This is a genomic window from Campylobacter sp. BCW_6871 (assembly GCF_001762325.1).
In the GTDB taxonomy this organism is placed as follows: Bacteria; Campylobacterota; Campylobacteria; order Campylobacterales; family Campylobacteraceae; genus Campylobacter_D; species Campylobacter_D jejuni.
Genome location: NZ_MJWQ01000008.1, coordinates 1 through 17479, shown reverse-complemented (window position 1 = coordinate 17479; position 17479 = coordinate 1). Strand labels below are relative to the sequence as shown.

General features: G+C 30.6%; 18 protein-coding genes. 16 read left to right on the top strand and 2 right to left on the bottom strand.

The genetic code is table 11. The features are described 5' to 3' along the window. On the bottom strand, positions 1 to 1445 hold a 1445-nt coding region (locus AJ930_RS00670), incomplete at its 3' end, for a UvrD-helicase domain-containing protein (RefSeq protein ID WP_070274694.1). Next, positions 1420 to 2235, bottom strand: coding sequence for a hypothetical protein (locus tag AJ930_RS00665; RefSeq protein WP_070274693.1), 816 nt, complete (start codon positions 2233 to 2235; stop codon positions 1420 to 1422). The genes AJ930_RS00670 and AJ930_RS00665, both read right to left, overlap by 26 nt. Before the next feature lie 286 nt (positions 2236 to 2521). Between AJ930_RS00665 and AJ930_RS00660 the strand changes: the two genes are divergently transcribed. The 16 genes from AJ930_RS00660 to traN all read left to right on the top strand — a co-directional run bounded on the left by AJ930_RS00660 (position 2522) and on the right by traN (position 17383). Next, complete coding sequence (locus AJ930_RS00660; RefSeq protein ID WP_002793349.1) at positions 2522 to 2806, top strand: hypothetical protein; 285 nt, start codon at positions 2522 to 2524, stop codon at positions 2804 to 2806. An 81-nt stretch (positions 2807 to 2887) separates the two neighbouring features. Continuing rightward, positions 2888 to 3193 (top strand): type IV conjugative transfer system protein TraL, encoded by a 306-nt coding sequence (locus tag AJ930_RS00655; RefSeq protein WP_070274692.1) that lies wholly within the window; start codon positions 2888 to 2890, stop codon positions 3191 to 3193. Between the two features lie 3 nt (positions 3194 to 3196). Beyond that, positions 3197 to 3775 carry a TraE/TraK family type IV conjugative transfer system protein gene (locus AJ930_RS00650; RefSeq protein WP_070274691.1) on the top strand — a complete coding sequence of 193 codons (579 nt, stop codon included), beginning with the start codon at positions 3197 to 3199 and terminating at the stop codon, positions 3773 to 3775. Next, on the top strand, positions 3772 to 4584 hold the full coding sequence (locus AJ930_RS00645; protein WP_070274690.1) for a TraK domain-containing protein: 813 nt from the start codon (positions 3772 to 3774) through the stop codon (positions 4582 to 4584). Before AJ930_RS00650 ends, AJ930_RS00645 begins: the two co-directional genes overlap by 4 nt. Then, entirely contained in the window at positions 4581 to 5921 is a 1341-nt protein-coding gene (locus AJ930_RS00640) for a TrbI/VirB10 family protein (protein ID WP_070274689.1), read from the top strand. Before AJ930_RS00645 ends, AJ930_RS00640 begins: the two co-directional genes overlap by 4 nt. Positions 5922 to 5933: 12 nt before the next feature. Beyond that, a complete protein-coding gene (locus AJ930_RS00635) occupies positions 5934 to 6698 on the top strand; it encodes a DsbC family protein (RefSeq protein WP_070274688.1) in 765 nt (254 codons plus the stop codon). Continuing rightward, positions 6695 to 7696 carry an SH3 domain-containing protein gene (locus tag AJ930_RS00630; RefSeq protein ID WP_070274687.1) on the top strand — a complete coding sequence of 334 codons (1002 nt, stop codon included), beginning with the start codon at positions 6695 to 6697 and terminating at the stop codon, positions 7694 to 7696. Before AJ930_RS00635 ends, AJ930_RS00630 begins: the two co-directional genes overlap by 4 nt. Beyond that, positions 7665 to 8168 (top strand): SH3 domain-containing protein, encoded by a 504-nt coding sequence (locus AJ930_RS00625; RefSeq protein WP_070274686.1) that lies wholly within the window; start codon positions 7665 to 7667, stop codon positions 8166 to 8168. Before AJ930_RS00630 ends, AJ930_RS00625 begins: the two co-directional genes overlap by 32 nt. Then, positions 8165 to 8611, top strand: coding sequence for a hypothetical protein (locus tag AJ930_RS00620; RefSeq protein ID WP_002800812.1), 447 nt, complete (start codon positions 8165 to 8167; stop codon positions 8609 to 8611). Before AJ930_RS00625 ends, AJ930_RS00620 begins: the two co-directional genes overlap by 4 nt. Beyond that, positions 8608 to 11136: a TraC family protein gene (locus tag AJ930_RS00615; RefSeq protein ID WP_070274685.1), complete on the top strand. Its 2529-nt coding sequence runs from the start codon at positions 8608 to 8610 to the stop codon at positions 11134 to 11136. Before AJ930_RS00620 ends, AJ930_RS00615 begins: the two co-directional genes overlap by 4 nt. Further along, a complete protein-coding gene (locus tag AJ930_RS00610; RefSeq protein ID WP_250485013.1) occupies positions 11123 to 11626 on the top strand; it encodes a S26 family signal peptidase in 504 nt (167 codons plus the stop codon). The genes AJ930_RS00615 and AJ930_RS00610 overlap by 14 nt, the downstream gene beginning before the upstream one ends. Continuing rightward, a complete protein-coding gene (locus tag AJ930_RS00605; RefSeq protein WP_070274684.1) occupies positions 11614 to 13080 on the top strand; it encodes a conjugal transfer protein TraH in 1467 nt (488 codons plus the stop codon). Before AJ930_RS00610 ends, AJ930_RS00605 begins: the two co-directional genes overlap by 13 nt. A gap of 8 nt (positions 13081 to 13088) precedes the next feature. Next, positions 13089 to 14279, top strand: coding sequence for a hypothetical protein (locus tag AJ930_RS00600; protein ID WP_070274683.1), 1191 nt, complete (start codon positions 13089 to 13091; stop codon positions 14277 to 14279). Further along, positions 14267 to 14623: a hypothetical protein gene (locus AJ930_RS00595; RefSeq protein ID WP_070274682.1), complete on the top strand. Its 357-nt coding sequence runs from the start codon at positions 14267 to 14269 to the stop codon at positions 14621 to 14623. The genes AJ930_RS00600 and AJ930_RS00595 overlap by 13 nt, the downstream gene beginning before the upstream one ends. After that, a complete protein-coding gene (locus AJ930_RS00590; protein WP_070274681.1) occupies positions 14610 to 15221 on the top strand; it encodes a hypothetical protein in 612 nt (203 codons plus the stop codon). The genes AJ930_RS00595 and AJ930_RS00590 overlap by 14 nt, the downstream gene beginning before the upstream one ends. Further along, positions 15218 to 17383: a conjugal transfer protein TraN gene (gene traN / locus AJ930_RS00585; protein WP_070274680.1), complete on the top strand. Its 2166-nt coding sequence runs from the start codon at positions 15218 to 15220 to the stop codon at positions 17381 to 17383. Before AJ930_RS00590 ends, traN begins: the two co-directional genes overlap by 4 nt. Positions 17384 to 17479: the final 96 nt, after the last annotated feature.

Here is a 17479-nt window from a genome sequence, read left to right as displayed (position 1 = left end):
AAATAATCTTTGTTAATGTTTAAAGAATTTTTAGCTCTTGTAACTGCCACATACAAAAGATTTAATTCTTCTTTTGCTATGGTAATTTGTTCTCTTTCTTCAAGTTCTTGCTTGATGTTTAAAAAATCATCAATAATTTCAACATTATTCCACTCTAAACCTTTGCTCTTATGTCCTGTACTTAATATCAAATCAGCTTGTTCTTGTTTTTTAACACAGCTTTTTTCAATATCTTTGATAAGCTTTATAATATCGCTATGTACATATTTAAAAAGAACAAATATTTTTTGTTTTAAGTCAACCTCTTTAGTTTCGTTGATATATTCAAGAAGTTCTTTTAAGTCGGCAAATTTTGCAATAAACTGATTTTTGATATATTTGTGTTTTTTAAACAGAAGATTTTGTATGTCTAATAACTCATCAAAACTATAACTATTCACCCCTCCCACAAAAAATAATTTTTTATTTAAATTTTCTACTGCTATATCAAATAGTTTAGCATTGGTTCTACATATTATAGCTTTTGCTTCATTTTCATCATTTCCCTTTCTTGGTTTTAGCGTTCCTTTAAAATCTCTTGGGGCATTTAAAATTCCCAAATAAGAATTGGCAATAGTAGCTATGCTTTGTGGGCATCTAAAGCTTTGAGTTAGATATAAAATATGAGATTTTGGCATAGATGCTAATACTTCTAAGGAATTTACAGCACCTCTGAATTTATAAATGCTTTGAAATGTATCTCCTATAAAAACTTTTTTAGCTTGCTTTTGGTTAAGCACAATATCAATAACACAAGCGTTGATATCCTGTGCTTCATCTACTAATATAAAATCATATTCTAATTTTGGCTTTGAAAGTTGATAGGATTTTAAATAAAAATCGTGTTCATAGACAAGAGCGCAATCTTGACTTTGCAAATCATTCCATAATTTTTCTATTTTTTTTGAAATATATGATAAATCCATTTTCGGACTAATTTCATATTTAGAAGGCTCTTTTGTTATTTCTTTTAAAAATTCTTTTGGCTCAAGATTGCTGTTGCAAAAATATCGAACAGCTTTTAAAATAGCAGTTGCATAAAAACTTCTAACATCTTCTTTTAAATCTCCTATAAAATCAAATAAATCTATAGCTCTTAAGCTTCCTAATCTATCTTTATATTTTTTTTGAACTTCTAACTCTACATATGCAAGAGAGTGCATGGTTTTAACTTCTACATTTTTTAAGTGTTTGAATTTAGCCTCAGCTTCTTTTCGCATGGAAGAGTTATAAGATAGATATAAAATTTTAAAATCTTTTCTTGCTTCACAAAATTGCACTAGAGTAGAGGTTTTTCCTGTGCCTGCGTAAGCATTTACTATTAATATATCATCAATATTAAAATCAACCACAGCTTGTTGCTCTTCAGTGAGAGAATTTTTAGTTTGTGAACAAGAAATTGACACTATTATTTCCTTTATATTCAAAGGTGTTTTTGTTTTCATTAAATTCAATTTTAAAATTAGAAAAAATATTTTTACTTGCCTTAATTTCTTGTTTTATTTTTCTAAAATAACGATCTTTTGTATTGATTTCTAGCCCTAAAGCAATTAAAAGATTTTCAAGAGTTATGTTGATTTGATTATGACTTAGAAAAAAACGGATAATGGATTTTATTAAAGAATTTTCAATTAAAACAATAGATTGTATTTCTTTATTGTAATTTATAGCAATAGTTTTTTGGTAGAAGTCTAAGTACTCTTTGCTTAAAATAATACCTCCAAAATCACCCTTTTCATTATATCCCATGGCGGAAATAATATGAAAATAAAATTCGGTTTGGTTTTCTAATTTAATTTTAATTACAGCTCCCATTATATCTTCTAAAATATTTTTAAACCATTTATAATTAAAGCCTGCATCACCATAGCTTTTAAGCACATTGCTAATACAAAAATCAACGCTAATTCTTTGATCTTTTAATATTTGAATTTTTGTATTATTTAAAATAATAAGATCGAGTATATCCTTATGAATTTGTGTGAGCAAAGAGCCTCTTATAGTGACATTCCCCCACTGTGTATTAATAGTGCGAGTTCTTTTATTTTTTAGAAAATCTTTATAAATAGCTGATGATGGAGTATACCTTTTAATAGGTGCAAACACAGGTAGTCTTATTTCTTGAATACTACAAGTGCTATTTTGTTTTTTGTATCCGAGTTCTAAATGTTCTATTTTATTTTCTAAATTATCCATCGTTATTTTTAAAATTAAATTTTTTTTTATAATTTTATTATATATAATATTTTTTAAAAAAAAATAAATAACAATGTTTTTTAAGCTTTAAATAAATTAAAAACACTTATAATAACATAACTTTTTTTAATATACATAATTATAATTAAACTTTTTTTAATGTAATAAGTTTAGTTATTTAAGTTTAAAATAAGATATATTATATAAAAATATATCCTGTTTTAAGTATATAAAAGAAGCTCCAATCTGGGCTAAGAGCTACACAAGTCCAAATTGTGAGGTTTTTATGAAAAAGAATTTTTTTCTCCTAGCTTTACTTCTAGGGTTTTTCATTACAAGTGCTTTTGCAGGAAATACTGATAGTATTGGCGCAAAAGGGCTTTGGGATATTGTAAGTGGTTGGTTAAATGATACTTATGTTTCAAGAATTATAGCCTTGCTACTTTTTTGTGTTGGCGTTTGGAGAGCTTTTGCAGGTTCAATTTTGCAATTTTTCTTAATGCTAGGTTTTGCAGTACTTGTTACTCAGGGAAGTACCATCATTGAAACTATCAATTCTGCTACATTTTAATAAAAAGGGTGTAAAAACCCTTTTTTATTTTTCTTGAGATTTTTTAATGAAATTTCAATAAATATAAAAAAGGAGTTAATTTTGGCAAAAACTGAAAATGGTTATGTTGAAATAAATAAATTTATAGATACAAAACCTATGTTTGGTAATTGGGAAGTTGATACTTTAGCTATATTTAGCATATTTATAGCTATTGCAATTATGTTTGCTAAAGGTATTGTTGCCTATGGAATAATTTTTACTTTTGGGGTTGTAGCTGCAAAATATTATGAGAAGTTAAAAAAGTCAAGAGTAAAAGGTTTTTTCTTTCATGTCATTTATATGTTAGGTCTAAGACAACCTAAAACTTTACCTCCTTCGTACATGAGATATTTTTTAGGAGCTTAAAAGATGTTATTTGATAAATATAAAAATCAGATGGATAAATATATATTTGAAAATATTACCTTCCGTATTGTAACGCTTATTTTATCCTTTGTTATTTTAGTGCTTATTTGGGTAATTCTTGCAAGAACAGACTCACAAAAAGTTGTATTTATGCCGCCAAAAATTGTTAATCAGGAATTTTGGATTGCAGGAAATCAGGTTTCAAAAGGATATTTACATGAAATGGGACAATTCATATCTTTTAACCTTTTAAATATTACCAAAGAAAATGCGAGAAATAATATCGACAACTTGCTTACACTTGTAGATCCAAAATTTTATCAAGAAGTAAAAACAAAACTTTTGGAGCAAATGAATTATATTATTGATAACGCAATTAGTCGCACTTTCTTTGTTTCTGCTATTAATGCGGATACAAAAGGACAAATTAAAGTATTTGGAGTGGTTAAAGATATTATATCCGATAAGGTGGTTCGCTCATCTCAAAGTGTTTTGAAAATTAATTATATTATCGAACAAGGAAGATTTATTCTCAATGATCTTTCTATAGAAGAAGAAAAGAATAACAAGGAGAAAAATTGAAAAAAGTAATATTATCGGCTTTGACTTTAAGCACTAGCTTATTTGCTATTAATGTTATTGATAATCCTTCAAGCGATATTATCAATATTAATGTTTCAAATAGCAGTGTTAATCGAATTGTACTACCTACTCAAATTTTAGATGTAGCATACTCTAAAGAAAAAGGTATAGATATCAAGATCTCAGGAAATCAAGCTTTCATTAAATTCCTACCTATCCAAAAAGAACAAGTTAGAAGTGTAGGAAAAGATAGATATGAGCCTGTGGGTGAACCTGAAATTGTTTATGATAAAGCAAAAGGTTCTGAAGTTTTTTTTGTGACTGCAAATAGAACCTATTCTTTTGCATTAAATCCTAAAAATATGGATGCTGAAACTGTAATTATTAATGATTTTAGCGCACAAAAAGACGAAATTTTAAAATATGAAAGTGATGACCCTTATATGTCCACTATGGCAAAAATAACTGAGAGTATTTTAAAAGGTGGAGTTCCACAAGGATATAAGGTTAAAAAGATTAATAAAGTTGTTTCAAGCGACAAAACCTTAACCACAAGAGAGCTAACTAATTATGATGGTCTGCTTTATAAAGCAACTTTACTTGAAGTTGAAAACAAAACTGATAAGGCAATAAGACTAAATCCTAAAGATTATATTTCTATTGCAAAAGAAGCTCCAAAGGCTATAAGTATTTATTACAACAATGAAGTAAATCATTTATTGCCTTATTCTAAAGCACAAATTATAATCATTACTAAAGGCGGAAGAAATACAAATGGCGGTGTATTTGATGGGGGGATGTCAAAATGAAAAATCCTTTTATAAAGTTTTTTAGCAATGATAAAAGTCCTATCGATGCACAGAAAACTCAAAATAAAAACAAGGTTTTAATTTTTACAGGTATTTTTGTGATTGCAGGAGCTTTACTTTTTTTAGTAGGCGGTGGCGATAAAAAAGAATCTAAAGAAAAAGTAGGCAATTTTAATCTTGTTCAAGATGATCCTATGGCTAAAACAAGGTGGGTAGGTGAAGCAAGTGATGATCTTACTTTAGCTAAAAAAAGAGTGGATAGCTTAGATACTCGTAATAAAGAACTTTCAAAACAAGTAAGTGATCTTAAAAAAATTGTCACCGATATGAAAAAAGAAAATGATGCAAATAAAAGAAATTATGAATTAAATTTAAAAAATATACAAGAAGCGCAGAAAAAAGCTATGGAAAGCGCTCCTGCAACTGTTTTAGAAGACACTCCAAATAATAAAGAAGAAGATTTATATAAGAATTTTCCTCAACCAAATAAAAATGCAACAAATACACAAAAGCCAAGTGATTATGGCTTAACACATTTTGGTGATGTTCCTGAATTAAATGAGGTTACACAAACAAGATATACACCGATTCAAGATTCTCTTTCTTTTACAAACATTGCTAAACCTGAAGAAAAGGAAAAAGTAGAAAAAAAGTCGACTAGGCATGTCATTCCTACAGGCTCGATTGTAAAAGCTGTTTTACTCTCAGGTATGGATGCCCCTACGATGACTCAAGCAAAAACTGAGCCATTGCCTGTACTCATGAAAGTTACTGATCTTTCCATTTTACCAAATCGATGGGGTTATGATATTAATGAATGTTTTTTAATGGGCGAAGGATATGGGGATTTAACAAGTGAAAGAGCATATATTAGAGTTAATAATATTTCTTGTGTTACTAACAAAGGACAAAAAATTGACATGGCAATGAAGGGTGCTGCAACTGGTGAAGATGGTAAATTAGGCTTGCGTGGTGAGGTAGTTACCAAGCAAGGAGCTTTGCTTGCTAGGACTTTAATTGCAGGTTTTTTACAAGGCGTAGGAGAAGGTTTTGCTAATCAAAATCAAATCGTAACTCAAAATGGTTTTGGCGGAACTACAACAACAAATAGTGATATGAGTGCTAAAGCCACTTTGCAAGCAGGAGCGTTTAAAGGACTTTCAAAAAGTGCTGAAAAACTTGCAGATTTTTATCTAAAAATGGCAGATCAAGTCTCCCCTGTAATCGAGATTGCAGCAGGTAGAGAAATTAACATTATTACCACAGCTACTTTGGAGTTAAAAACTTTAGAAGAACAACAACAAGATAGCGCAAAGAAAAATAACAATAAAAAATAAGGAGAAAAATACATGAAAATCTTTTCTAAAATAATTTTAAGCTCTTTAGCTTTAGCAAGCTTACTTCATGCTCAAACTCTTATTGAGCAACAAGAAGAATCATTGGTTAAAGGTGTTATTCCTTCAACAAAAATAGCTAAAGTAGAAAGAAGTCAAATTGATGGATTTTACAAGGCTTATTTGGATAATGGAAATATCTTATATGTTAATCCTTTTAAAAGGGTAATATTTATCGGAGAACTTTATACAAATACAGGTGTAAGCTTAACAGCTAATGATAGAGATGCTTGGCAAAGCGAAGTTAGTGCTAAACAAGCTAAAGACTTAAATTTAAAAGAAGTCACACAATATGCTAAAAAAGTAGATTTTGGAAAGGGTTCTAAAAAGTATGAATTTGTTCTTTTTACCGATCCTGAATGTCCGTTTTGTGCAAGAGTAGAAGAGCTTTTTATCAAAAAAGATGTCAGTGTTTATGTAAATTTCTTTCCTTTAAGTATTCACCCTCATGCTGAACAATGGAGTAAAGAAATTTTATCTGCGCCTGATTTTAAAGAAGCTCTAATTAAACTCAGAGAAACTCAAAAAGATTTAGAAGTAAAAATTACTCCACAAGCAGAACAAACTCTTAAAAAAATGAGAGAATTAGGTGAAAAGCTAAATATTATGGGTACTCCAAAACTTTTAGTAGTGGATAAAAAAGAGAAGAAAATCATTGATGTAATTGATGGCGCAAATATGCAAAAAATCAATTCTTATTTAGATAAGGATAAGCAATGATTAAAAACGGTGCAATTACATTATCTTTAGCTGCTTCTATCTTTTTAGGAGCTTGCTCTATGTTGCCTTATAAAGAAAACTTTTCTTGCGAAAAAGGAAAAGATAACGGAATGTGTGGTTCAGTGACTGAAGTGTATGATCTTAGTTCTGATATGGATGAGCTTAGAAAAAAAACAGATAGAGAATATGAACAAAAGCATCCTGAGGTAAAAGCTGAAACAAAAACTAAAGCCGAACAAGAAGCAAGAGATAGTTTTAGAACCTTAAAGCTTCAAGAAATGGTTGAATCTGTAGAAATTCGTAAAATTCAAAATGAAACGCCTACTATTTTTAGATACTACTTAAGCGAAGAAGAAGCAAGCAATAAAGCTGATGTCGCTTTAATCAGTGAAAATGATAAAGAAAGTAAGGCAATTCGAAAAGACTTGAAAAATCAAACTGAAAAAGCAAATTCGCAAACAAATAAGAATGCAAAAAATGGTAAAAATACTCATTTAAAACATTCTAATAAGTCTGCATCTAAAAATGATAGCAAGATAAAAAATAATGCCAATAAAGAAACCAATATTAATAAACTTCATGATGGCATTAAAATCTATGACAATAACGAAAGTGGAATAAAAGATGCAAATCTTACAAATAAAGAAGATAATGCAAGCTCAGTCAATACTTTAGATATAAATTCTACGAAATCTAATGCTGAACAAAATCTTTCAACTGCAAATACAAATACAAATGGAATTGATAAAAATTCACAAGTTGCTAATGAGCCTGCTATAGATTGTTCTGCAAGTTCGGATTCAAAAATCACTCAAATTAATGGCAAGGTTAAAGTTTGTGTTTATCACGCAAATATTAGAGAAATGCCTTCTTGTAAAGCTCTTGTTTTAAGGGTGGCTAACCAAGGCGAAGAATTAGAAGCTTTGTATGAGCAAGGCGGATGGATTAAATTAAAGGATGGAACTTATGTGCATAAAAGCATCGTTACAAAAGATTAGTTTAGTAAGTTTAGCTTTGGCTTTTTCTTTAACAAACCTAAGTGCTAAAGAAGCTCAAACAAGCGAATATGATAATAACTTGTTATTGAAAAAAGCTGTTTTAAAACTTTATAGAGAAAATCAAGAACTTGAAAAAAGAGTAGCAGTTTTAGAGGAAAAATTAGGCATTTCAAGACCTGAGCAAAACGCTTCGGTTATAAATCCTAAGCCTTTAGATCAAAACGCTTTTGTATTTTTATCAAGAGTAAAAGATGAGTTTAAAAAAGGTAGAAAAATAGTTTTAGGGCAAGCCATTAAAGATGCAAAATACTATTCTAAACCTTCAATCTCATCTAGGGTAGTAGGCAATGTAGCTAAAGGCAAAAGAATTATCATTAAAGGCGTTACAGAACAAAATGGCAACGCATGGTATAAGATCGAAGATTGGATGTATATCGATGCAAGTGCTGTTTCATTTAGGAGCAAAAAATGAATAAAAAATCTATATTAATTTTATGCGCAACGCTACTTTTTACAGCGTGTGCAAGCAAACAACAAATCACTAAAGAACCAAGTGTTGATGCTCAATTAAAATTACTTGTTGATGATGGTATGAAATATACGGATTTAGACAAACAAGATGAAGATGAGCTTATTCGTGGATTGCTTAAGAATTCACCTTCTTTTGCACAAAGCAATCAACAAAGTGCAGTAAAAGAAAACATGGTGAAGTTGCCAAATAATATGCCTTTGTTTAGACAACCTTTATTTGCACAAATGGTTGTTTTTCCTTATGTAAGTGATGATGGCATTTATCACGGCTATAGTGAAAGTTGGCTAAAAATCAAAGAAGGCGAGTTTGTTCTTAGCGACCCAAGAAGCAAACAGGACCCAAGTGAAAGAATTTTTGATATGAATGATGTAGGTACAAAATGAGTTTAAGTGATTTTATTAACGAAAAATTAGGTATCAATCAGTCTGTAAAGAAGATTACTTCTTTGCAGACCAATGTGTGGAACGCTTGCATGCAAAGATATAAATTTTCAGACTTTTTACCTTATATGAGCTACGATTCTCAAAAAGAATATTATATTAATAATGATAATTCTTTTGGAACAGTTTTTTTGTGTTCTCCAAGAATTAGAATGGGTGAATCTACTGCTGTTGCTGTTGAAGAAATGCTAGGCAAATTGCCTGAAAATATGTTTATACAATTTACACTTTTTGGAAGTAAAAATATCAAAGATATAGTTGAGTACTGGAAATACATGCACCTAGAAAGAGCTGATAGAGAAAATAATGAGCTTTTACTTAAGGCAATTAAAAATATGGAAAAGTTTTATTATTCCAAAACCAAAGAAAGTATTTCAAGTTCTATGACTACAAGATTAAAAAATTACTATCTTTTAGTTTCTATAAAATCTAATAGCGAAGAAGATGTAATTTCTTATAAACATATTTTGAAAAATATTCTTACTTCAAATAATTTTTCACCTGTTGTAGCTGAGCCTGAGGTTTTAAAACCTATGCTTTACGAGCTTTTTAATGGTAATCATGATATTAATAATATTCCAAATTATGATAGGACTTGCTATCTTAATAGACAAGTTATTATGCCTACAACAGAGATTTTAATTAAAGATGATGAATTAAAAATAGATGGTAGAAGTTTTATTAGTTTAACACCACAATCATTTCCGCAAGAAGCACATATTGGTGATTTTGGGGAAAAATTAGGTGATTATATTAGTAGGGCTTTGGATAATAATCAATTCAAAGATACTTTTTTAATTACTGCTTCTGTTTGTGCTTTATCTAAGAAAAAAACCGCACGAGTAAAAGGTAATCATTCTATGCTTTTGACACAAAAATGGAGTGAAAATATTTTTAGACAGTTTGCAGCAGCAAGAAAAGAAAGCGTTTCTATACTTGAAAGAATAGATAATCAAAAAGAAAAGCTTTATGCTTTTGATTTGAATGTTATAGTTAGTGGTGATAATTATAATGAAGCTTCTTTAAATGCAAGCACTATTATTTCTTATTGGAATAAAGGGGGTGGTAAAGCTATTGTGCTTGATGAAGCTTTAGGAATTCATCAACTTAATCTTATTGCTTCTTTACCTATGGGGATTAATAAAGAATATATGTTTGATATTACTGTAAAATATCGCTCTATGTTTCCTGATCAAATTTCACAATTCATTCCTTTAGAAGCAGATTTTAAACTCAATATTCCAAATTTGATTTTATTTTCAAGAAGAGCGCAAATTGCAGGACTTGATTTGTTTGTTTCAAGTTCAAATTATAATGCTTATTTGGTTGCTACTTCAGGCGCTGGAAAATCGGTATTTCTAAATATGCTTGCTTTTAATTCTTATGCTAGAAATGATAGAATTTTCATTATCGATCAGGATAACTCTTTTATTAATATTTGTGATGCGGTAGGAGGGCAATATCTTGCGCTTGATCCTTCAAAACCTATCAGCTTTAACCCTTTTAGCGGCCTAAAAAATAATGATAGAGATTCTTTCGCAGAGGATTTGGAATATCTATCAAGGTTGATTTATATGTTGGGAAGTTCTAAAAATCAAGATAGAGCCTTAGAAGATGAAAGACTTATTAAAGCTAAAACACAAGCAATTATGGAGGAGCTTTTTTTATCAAAAGGCAATACTATGGAAGTTACAGATATTAGAGATGAACTTGCCAAAGTAGATGATCAACGCTTTAGAGATTTTGCAGATCAATTACGCCCTTTCTGTAAAGAAGGAATTTACGGTAAATATTTTAATGGTCCTTGTGAGTTTAATATAGAAAAAGAATTTATTGTAACTGAATTTAAAGGGCTTGAAGGGTATGATGATTTAAAAGATCCGCTTATCATGCTTTTAATCTATCATATTAATCAGCTTATGTATATGAGTACAGATAGAAAATCAAGAATTCAAATCATCATTGATGAGGCACACCGTTTCTTAGGAAAAAATCCAAAAATGGATGACTTCATCGAACAAGCTTATCGCCGTGCTAGAAAATATGGCGCTTCTGCAATTATTGCAACTCAAGGTTTTGATGATATCTATAATGCTAAAGATGGAGGATTAAGTCGTGCAGGAACAGTTATTGTAAATAACTCAGCCTATAAGATTTTTATGAAACAAACTGAAACTTCTGTTAATATGTTAATTAAATCAGAAGTGTTTTCCCTAAGTGAAACTGATAAAGAAATTTTGCGCTCGATTAGGACTATAAAAGGAGAATATTCAGAACTCTTTTTGATGACTCCTGATGATGTTAAACTACCTTATCGTTTAGTAGTGGATAAGTATTTTTACTATCTTACTACTACCGATGCAACAGATAAAGCTAAAATCAAAGAATTAACCGATCAAGGAATACCTTTAGGAGAAGCCATTGATTTACTTGCCAATACTAAGACAAAAAGCAATGAAGCTAAGTAAAAATCAAATTAGAACGCTTATTAATAAAGCTTTATTTGTTCTAATTGCTTTTATTATCGGAAATATAGTTGTTTCAGCTCTATCTCAATTTTATGGAATAGGCGTAATTCATACCAAAAGCATCGATAAAGATGTTTTCATATATCAAAAAAAGTTTCAAGGAGATTTAAAAGATTCTTTAATTTATTTTTCTTTACCTGTGCAAACAAGATATTTTGATAAGGATTCTAACTTTGGAAAATATGTAAGATGTGAAGAAGGACAAACATTAAGTGTAAAAGGTTTGAAATATTATTGTGACAATGTTTTTTTGGGCATTGCTCAAAAAACAGATAAGGATGGAAATAAAGTAGAACAATTTATATTTAACGGAGTCATACCAAAAGATAAGTTTTTTGTAATGGGAACACATCCTAGAAGTTTTGACAGTAGGTATTGGGGTTTTGTAGATAGAAAAGATATTAAAGGAGTTTCTATATGGGCATTTTAAAAAAGAGGGTGGTAATTTCTGCTATTGCATGTGCATTTTTGTTACCAAGTGCTTTGAATGCAAATTTGTCAAGCTTTATTCAAAATAATTTAGGCAGTTCTATCACTTCTGAAAATTCAGGTTATTATAAATCTCAGGTTTCAGGTTTTATTAGTGGTGGCAGTTCAAGAATTAGATGGGGTGGTGGTGAAACTATACGCCCTTTTTCAGTAACTGCGCCAAGTTTTAATGTGGGGTGTAGCGGTATTGATATGATCTTTGGTGGATTTTCTTATCTTAATTTTGAGTATTTGGTTGAAAAGCTCAAAAAGATTGCTTCAGCTGCACCTGCCTATGCTTTTCAAATGGCACTTTCTACACTTTGTAAAGATTGTCAAACCATTATGGATGAGCTTGAAAAAATAGCAAATGCTATTAATAGTATGAACTTCGATACTTGCCAAATGACAACAAATTGGACTAATAAATTTGGAAAAATGCTCAGTTCTAATACGGAAAGTGGGCAAAACGATAGCTGGTTAACTTCTTTTGCTAAAGGTATGGAAGGAACAGCTCAAACGGTACAAAATTTTGCTAAAGAAGCAAATGCTTTTGTAAATGGAACAACTCCTGATGAAAGCGGTGAAACAAATGCGGCTAAAATTCTAAAACAAGGTTCAATTATTCAAAAAGTAATTGAAAAAGGCAAAGCAAGTTTCTTTGCCGAAGCTTTTGGAGAAGATCAATATGAAGATATTTTAAGGGGCGTTTTTGGTGATTTGGTAGCTTATACTGAAAAAAGCACTTCCGTTACTAGCAAAGAAATGAGTGATCCTGAAAAGGTAATGTTAATAGGTCCTACTTTAAATACAGACAAATTCCTTGAAGCGCTATGGAACAAAAATGGTGAAAATAAATCTATAACGCTTGAATTTACAGCATATACGATTAACAAAGATGAAAATGGTTTGTATCAAGAACCTATAGGAAAAGAAACAAAAGTAACTATAGATAAAGATATTCGTTCTTTATTAATTGAAAAATTTAAAGCTATTGTTGCAAAAATCAAAGCAAAAACTTCTTTAGATGATGCGGATAAAAACTTAATTAACGCTGCGCCTTTACCTGTTGCCGATATTTTAAATATTGAAGCTTCAACAGGGCTTAATGGAGATGCTGTTTATGAATTTGTGGCACTTTTAATGGTAGATGCTTTTGTTAATGAGCTTTTTAATGAGTTTATAACAAATATCAATACCGTACAAGGTTTAGACCCTAAATTCTCAAGCGACCATAAAGATGATCTTGCTAAATTCAATGCAGCTGTTGCTAAAGTGCAAGAAACTACAAGAACTCTACTTAGTGAAAATGCACAAGCTATTATTAGAGATAATCAGCAAGTTGATTCAATTAGAAAAATCATTTCGAATTTCTATGGAGTTAGCGATATATTCAATTACGGAACAGGTAGATAGGAGAAAGCATGAAAAAATATCTTTTTTTAGCTCTTGCAACTTGTAGCTTTTTACAGGCTGCAAATGATGCTGCTGCTGAGGGTAATAATTTTGGTTCACAGCTAAATAATTATTTCAAGTCAAATGCTGATACGGCTATTAATTCACTCACAAATGGAGGTGAAATTAGAACAGTTGATGGAAAGCAAAAAGCTAATGTGCAAATGGCTTGCGATGAATCTAAGAGTGGAGAATTTTTGAATATAGATTACACAGGCACAAGTGATATCAATATTAAAATTAAATTTGATAAAAATGTTGATGGTAAAGTAGATAAGATTTGGAATTTTGATAATGTTAGCGGAATATGCACCAATGGCGTTGTTAAGTGTGATAAAAACTCATGGAATAATTGTGAGTATTTTCAGTATAGCTATGGCGATAATATTAATCTTGTTAAAACTACAATTGATAATTTAAATGGATGCTACTGTATCAATAGTTCTTGTGGCTCTGTAGCGGCAAAAAATAGAGATAAAATTCTTTCTGATATTGCAGGTCCTATCTACTCAGCATTATCTGCAAAAACTCAACTTGTTCTTTCTAAGGCTACTAAAGTAGGCAGCGCCTTAAGTTATAGAGGACAGGACTATTCTGTATGTGATAATTATGGACAAGCAGTTAATGTTGATTCATCGAGTAATTTAGAAGGTTTAGGACAAGAATTAGCGGCTTCACAATCAAATAATGAAAACAGTGTTTATTCTGTTTTCCACAAAGGAACGGATAATACAGTACCTAAAGATGAAAACTTCAATAATAAGGTTTCAAATAGTTCAGTATCGATTGATCAAAGTACTAAATATTCAAAAGGCAGTTCAAAAATAGATTTTTCTTACATAGATACTACGAGTGGAAAAAATGTTGCAGGTGATATGCAAGCTACTCCTGATGTAAATGCTAAGTTTTGTGAAGTGACTGTAGCCAAAGAAGATACTTCAGCTTTCAACGATGGAACTAATAGAGAAAACTCAACAAACAATACTACAGTATATCAAAGTGAGATAAGAGAATGCACTAACAATTGGACTAAATGCCCTGTTAATGGAAAAAATGAAACTTTAAAGCATGATTGTGGAAAAATCAATGATATGAGTGAAGCTTTAGCACAATTATCAGCGCTTGATGAAGCAAGTAAGGATATGGCATGTTCAAAATAAAAACTACTCCAAAGGTGGTAAGTCTTTGGAGTAGGGCTTTACAGAAGGCGGTTAGCTACTTTTTAGATTTAAAGAATATTTTTCTTATCTCTTCTCTAAAAAGTGTGATTAACACTGCGGTAACCGCAATGAATGTATTTAGCAAATCCATTGTGGACTCCTTTTTAGGTGTGATTTCCTCCCACATACCCAACTTAATAGCCAAAAAAAAAGCTCGACCCTTTTTAAGAATCGAGCTTTTATCACACCTACAAGGCTCTGTAAAACCTTTGTTGTCCATCTACCTCATGGATAAAAATATTATAACACAAAATAGTAAAAAGGGAAATGATGAAAACATTTAATTGTGATATTGAAATTAATAAAAATGGAATTAAACAGCCAAAATTTTCATTCAATGAAAAAGATTTATGTGATATTGATTTAAATAATAATACTTGTATATTTAGTGTAAGTGGTGCAGGCTATAGTTATATTATAAATTTTTTATATCAGTATATAAGAGCTAAAGATGAAAATACTAAAATTGTCTTTGTTTCAAATCAATCTAGTGACTTAATATTAGATTATTGGTTTGCGAAAGATAAAAATGTTGAATATTGTGATTTTGAATATGAAAAATTGCTTTCATTGTATAAAACTAAGAGTATTGTAATCTGTGTTTTTTTACATGATAAAGGTTTATTTGATTCTCGAAAATATAATATTACGGATGTTGGTAATTTGATTTTTGCAAGTTCTATAAACAAAATATTTGGATTCACCACAAGAAGCTTCAAAGAGATGATAATAAAATGTAATACAAATAATTTACTAAAAAATGAATCCGCATTCGAATCTATAGAATTGAAAAAAAAAGAAGAAGGAAAATTTACGCTAGATTTTCTTATTGAATCAGATAAAACAAGTGTTTTATCAGTTTTTAAGGGAAAAATGATATGAAAAATTACAATTTGTTAAGATTTTTTAGTAAAAATACATCGGTTGAACAAGTTACTCCTAAGACATTAAGACTTGCTATACTCCTTTCGGCGAGTCTTAGCTTTTCTCAAGCTGCTATTCAATGTACAGATTATAATGATTTTAAACAATTTAATGGACACTATTATACTGCTACCGTTCAAAAAATGACTTTTGAAGATGCAAAAAAACTAGCAGAAGACAGCGGCGGCTATTTAGCAATTCCTGATTCTAAAGCTGAAAATGATTTCTTAAGTTCTTTGTTTAGAGGAGGGCAGTATGCTTGGATAGGCGTGTATGATCCAAGTTATACAAGTAATTATTGTGTTGAAGGTAGTTCAGGTTGTATTTATGATGACAGTCGTTTTAAAACAGTCAAAGGTAATCCATTAACTTATAAAAATTGGGCACAAACACAGCCTGATAATTTACTAAAAAAATATGATATCGTGGATGGAAAAGAGAGAGTATCTCCTTTAGGGGAGCATTGGGTTGCTATGGCTAGTCCTAGTGGGCAATGGAGTGATCAAGGCAATCATTTTGGGGATACAAATAATCCTGTGAGAAATTACGCTCTTTTAGAGTTTGACAAAATACCTGATTGTGCAGGTGGTGGTAGCGATGGTGGTGATAATGGACACACTGCAACAGATGCTATGCAATGCAATACAAATTTTAGTGATGATCCAAACTTCAAACCTGCAAATGGACAAGGACAATCCATAGCTTGTTTACAAAACTCTCAGCAAAAATACTTTTGTCCTGCACAATTAACACAATGTGTTAATTCAGATGATGCAGTAGATGGTAGTAGTGAAAAAATAGAAGGTGGCGTTTTAAAAACAGGTAAAACAAAAGTAAGACTCACTTTTTCCAAAAGTATAGGCTATAATGCGTGGCAAGTCGTGACAAATGATATCTATATTACTGATATTGATGCAATTGATAGTTTTAAACTTATTTATGCAGGAGCTGATGATTGGGTAGTTCCTTTTGCTCCAAATTCTACAGTTGCTGTTGTTGGGAATAAACCAAATAATACTAAAGATGCACTAGATTACATTCCTTATCGCCCAAACAATGATAACTATGGCGAGCTTTCAAAATTTAGCGGAAAAAACTTAAACATAGAATTAAAACAATATTTGCACACAGGTATTAATAAGTCTGTAGCATTTTTTGCCACAGTAGGAAGCGGTGGCTGGCAGCTCACTTATGAAGCAACAGGAAAAGATATAAGTTGTAGTAATTTTGGAAGAAATTTAAATTGTACAGAAGAAAGCGAAACAATTCCTTTTAGTGCTTATAAATATACTTGTCCTGCAGGTTATCAGCCTAAAGAGCAAGGTGGAGTGTGTTCACCACAAAGTGTAGATGATTTGATTGATACAAATGGAGATGGTATAGGTGATAGTTGTAATTCTTCTATTGCTCCTGCTAAAAACTGCTTAGGTGTAACAAGAACTTGTCCTTTCAATAGTAGTAGAGAGTGTGTGCTAATAGACAACAAATATCAATGCTCTCCTTTTCCTTGTTTTAAAGGGGTAAGCGATGTGGAAAATACTGATACTCCTGTTGGTGTTAATGATGCAAACAATAATGGTTGGAATGATGATGGTACTTGTTCAGGACAAATCATTATTTTTAATGGACAAGATAATCGTTGTAAAAATTGGGATATGTTTGGCGGTTTACTTGGTGGTGGATGTTGTGACAAGGATAATGTGTTTTTAGGACTTGTAGCTTGTAAAGAAGATGAGAAAAAGCTTGCTAAATTAAACGATGCAGGAAAATGTCATGAAGTAGGAACTTATTGTTCTAAAAAGGTTAGTTTAGGTTTTACTAAAATTTGCGTTGAAAAAAAGAAAAGTTTTTGTTGCTTCAATTCTAAATTAGGAAGAATTTTCAATGAACAAGGACGCCCTCAGCTTGGAAAAGGGTGGGGCAGTGCGGAAGGTCCGCAATGCAAAGGCTTCACTCCTGAAGAATTCCAAAAATTAGATTTTAGCGAAATTGATTTAAGTGAATTCATTGCTGATATTGTAGGAAGTTTTGACATAGGAAAAATACAAGCTGACTCTGTGAAAATACAAGAAAAGATTCAAAACAATATTGAGAATGCAACAAAAAAACCTACAAATTAAAAAAGAAAATAAATTATTAGAAAGGAGAGAAGCTTAGTTAAAAGTTTGTTTGGTAAGCCAAAGGGATTGTTCTAAACCCTGCAAAAGCAGGGGATA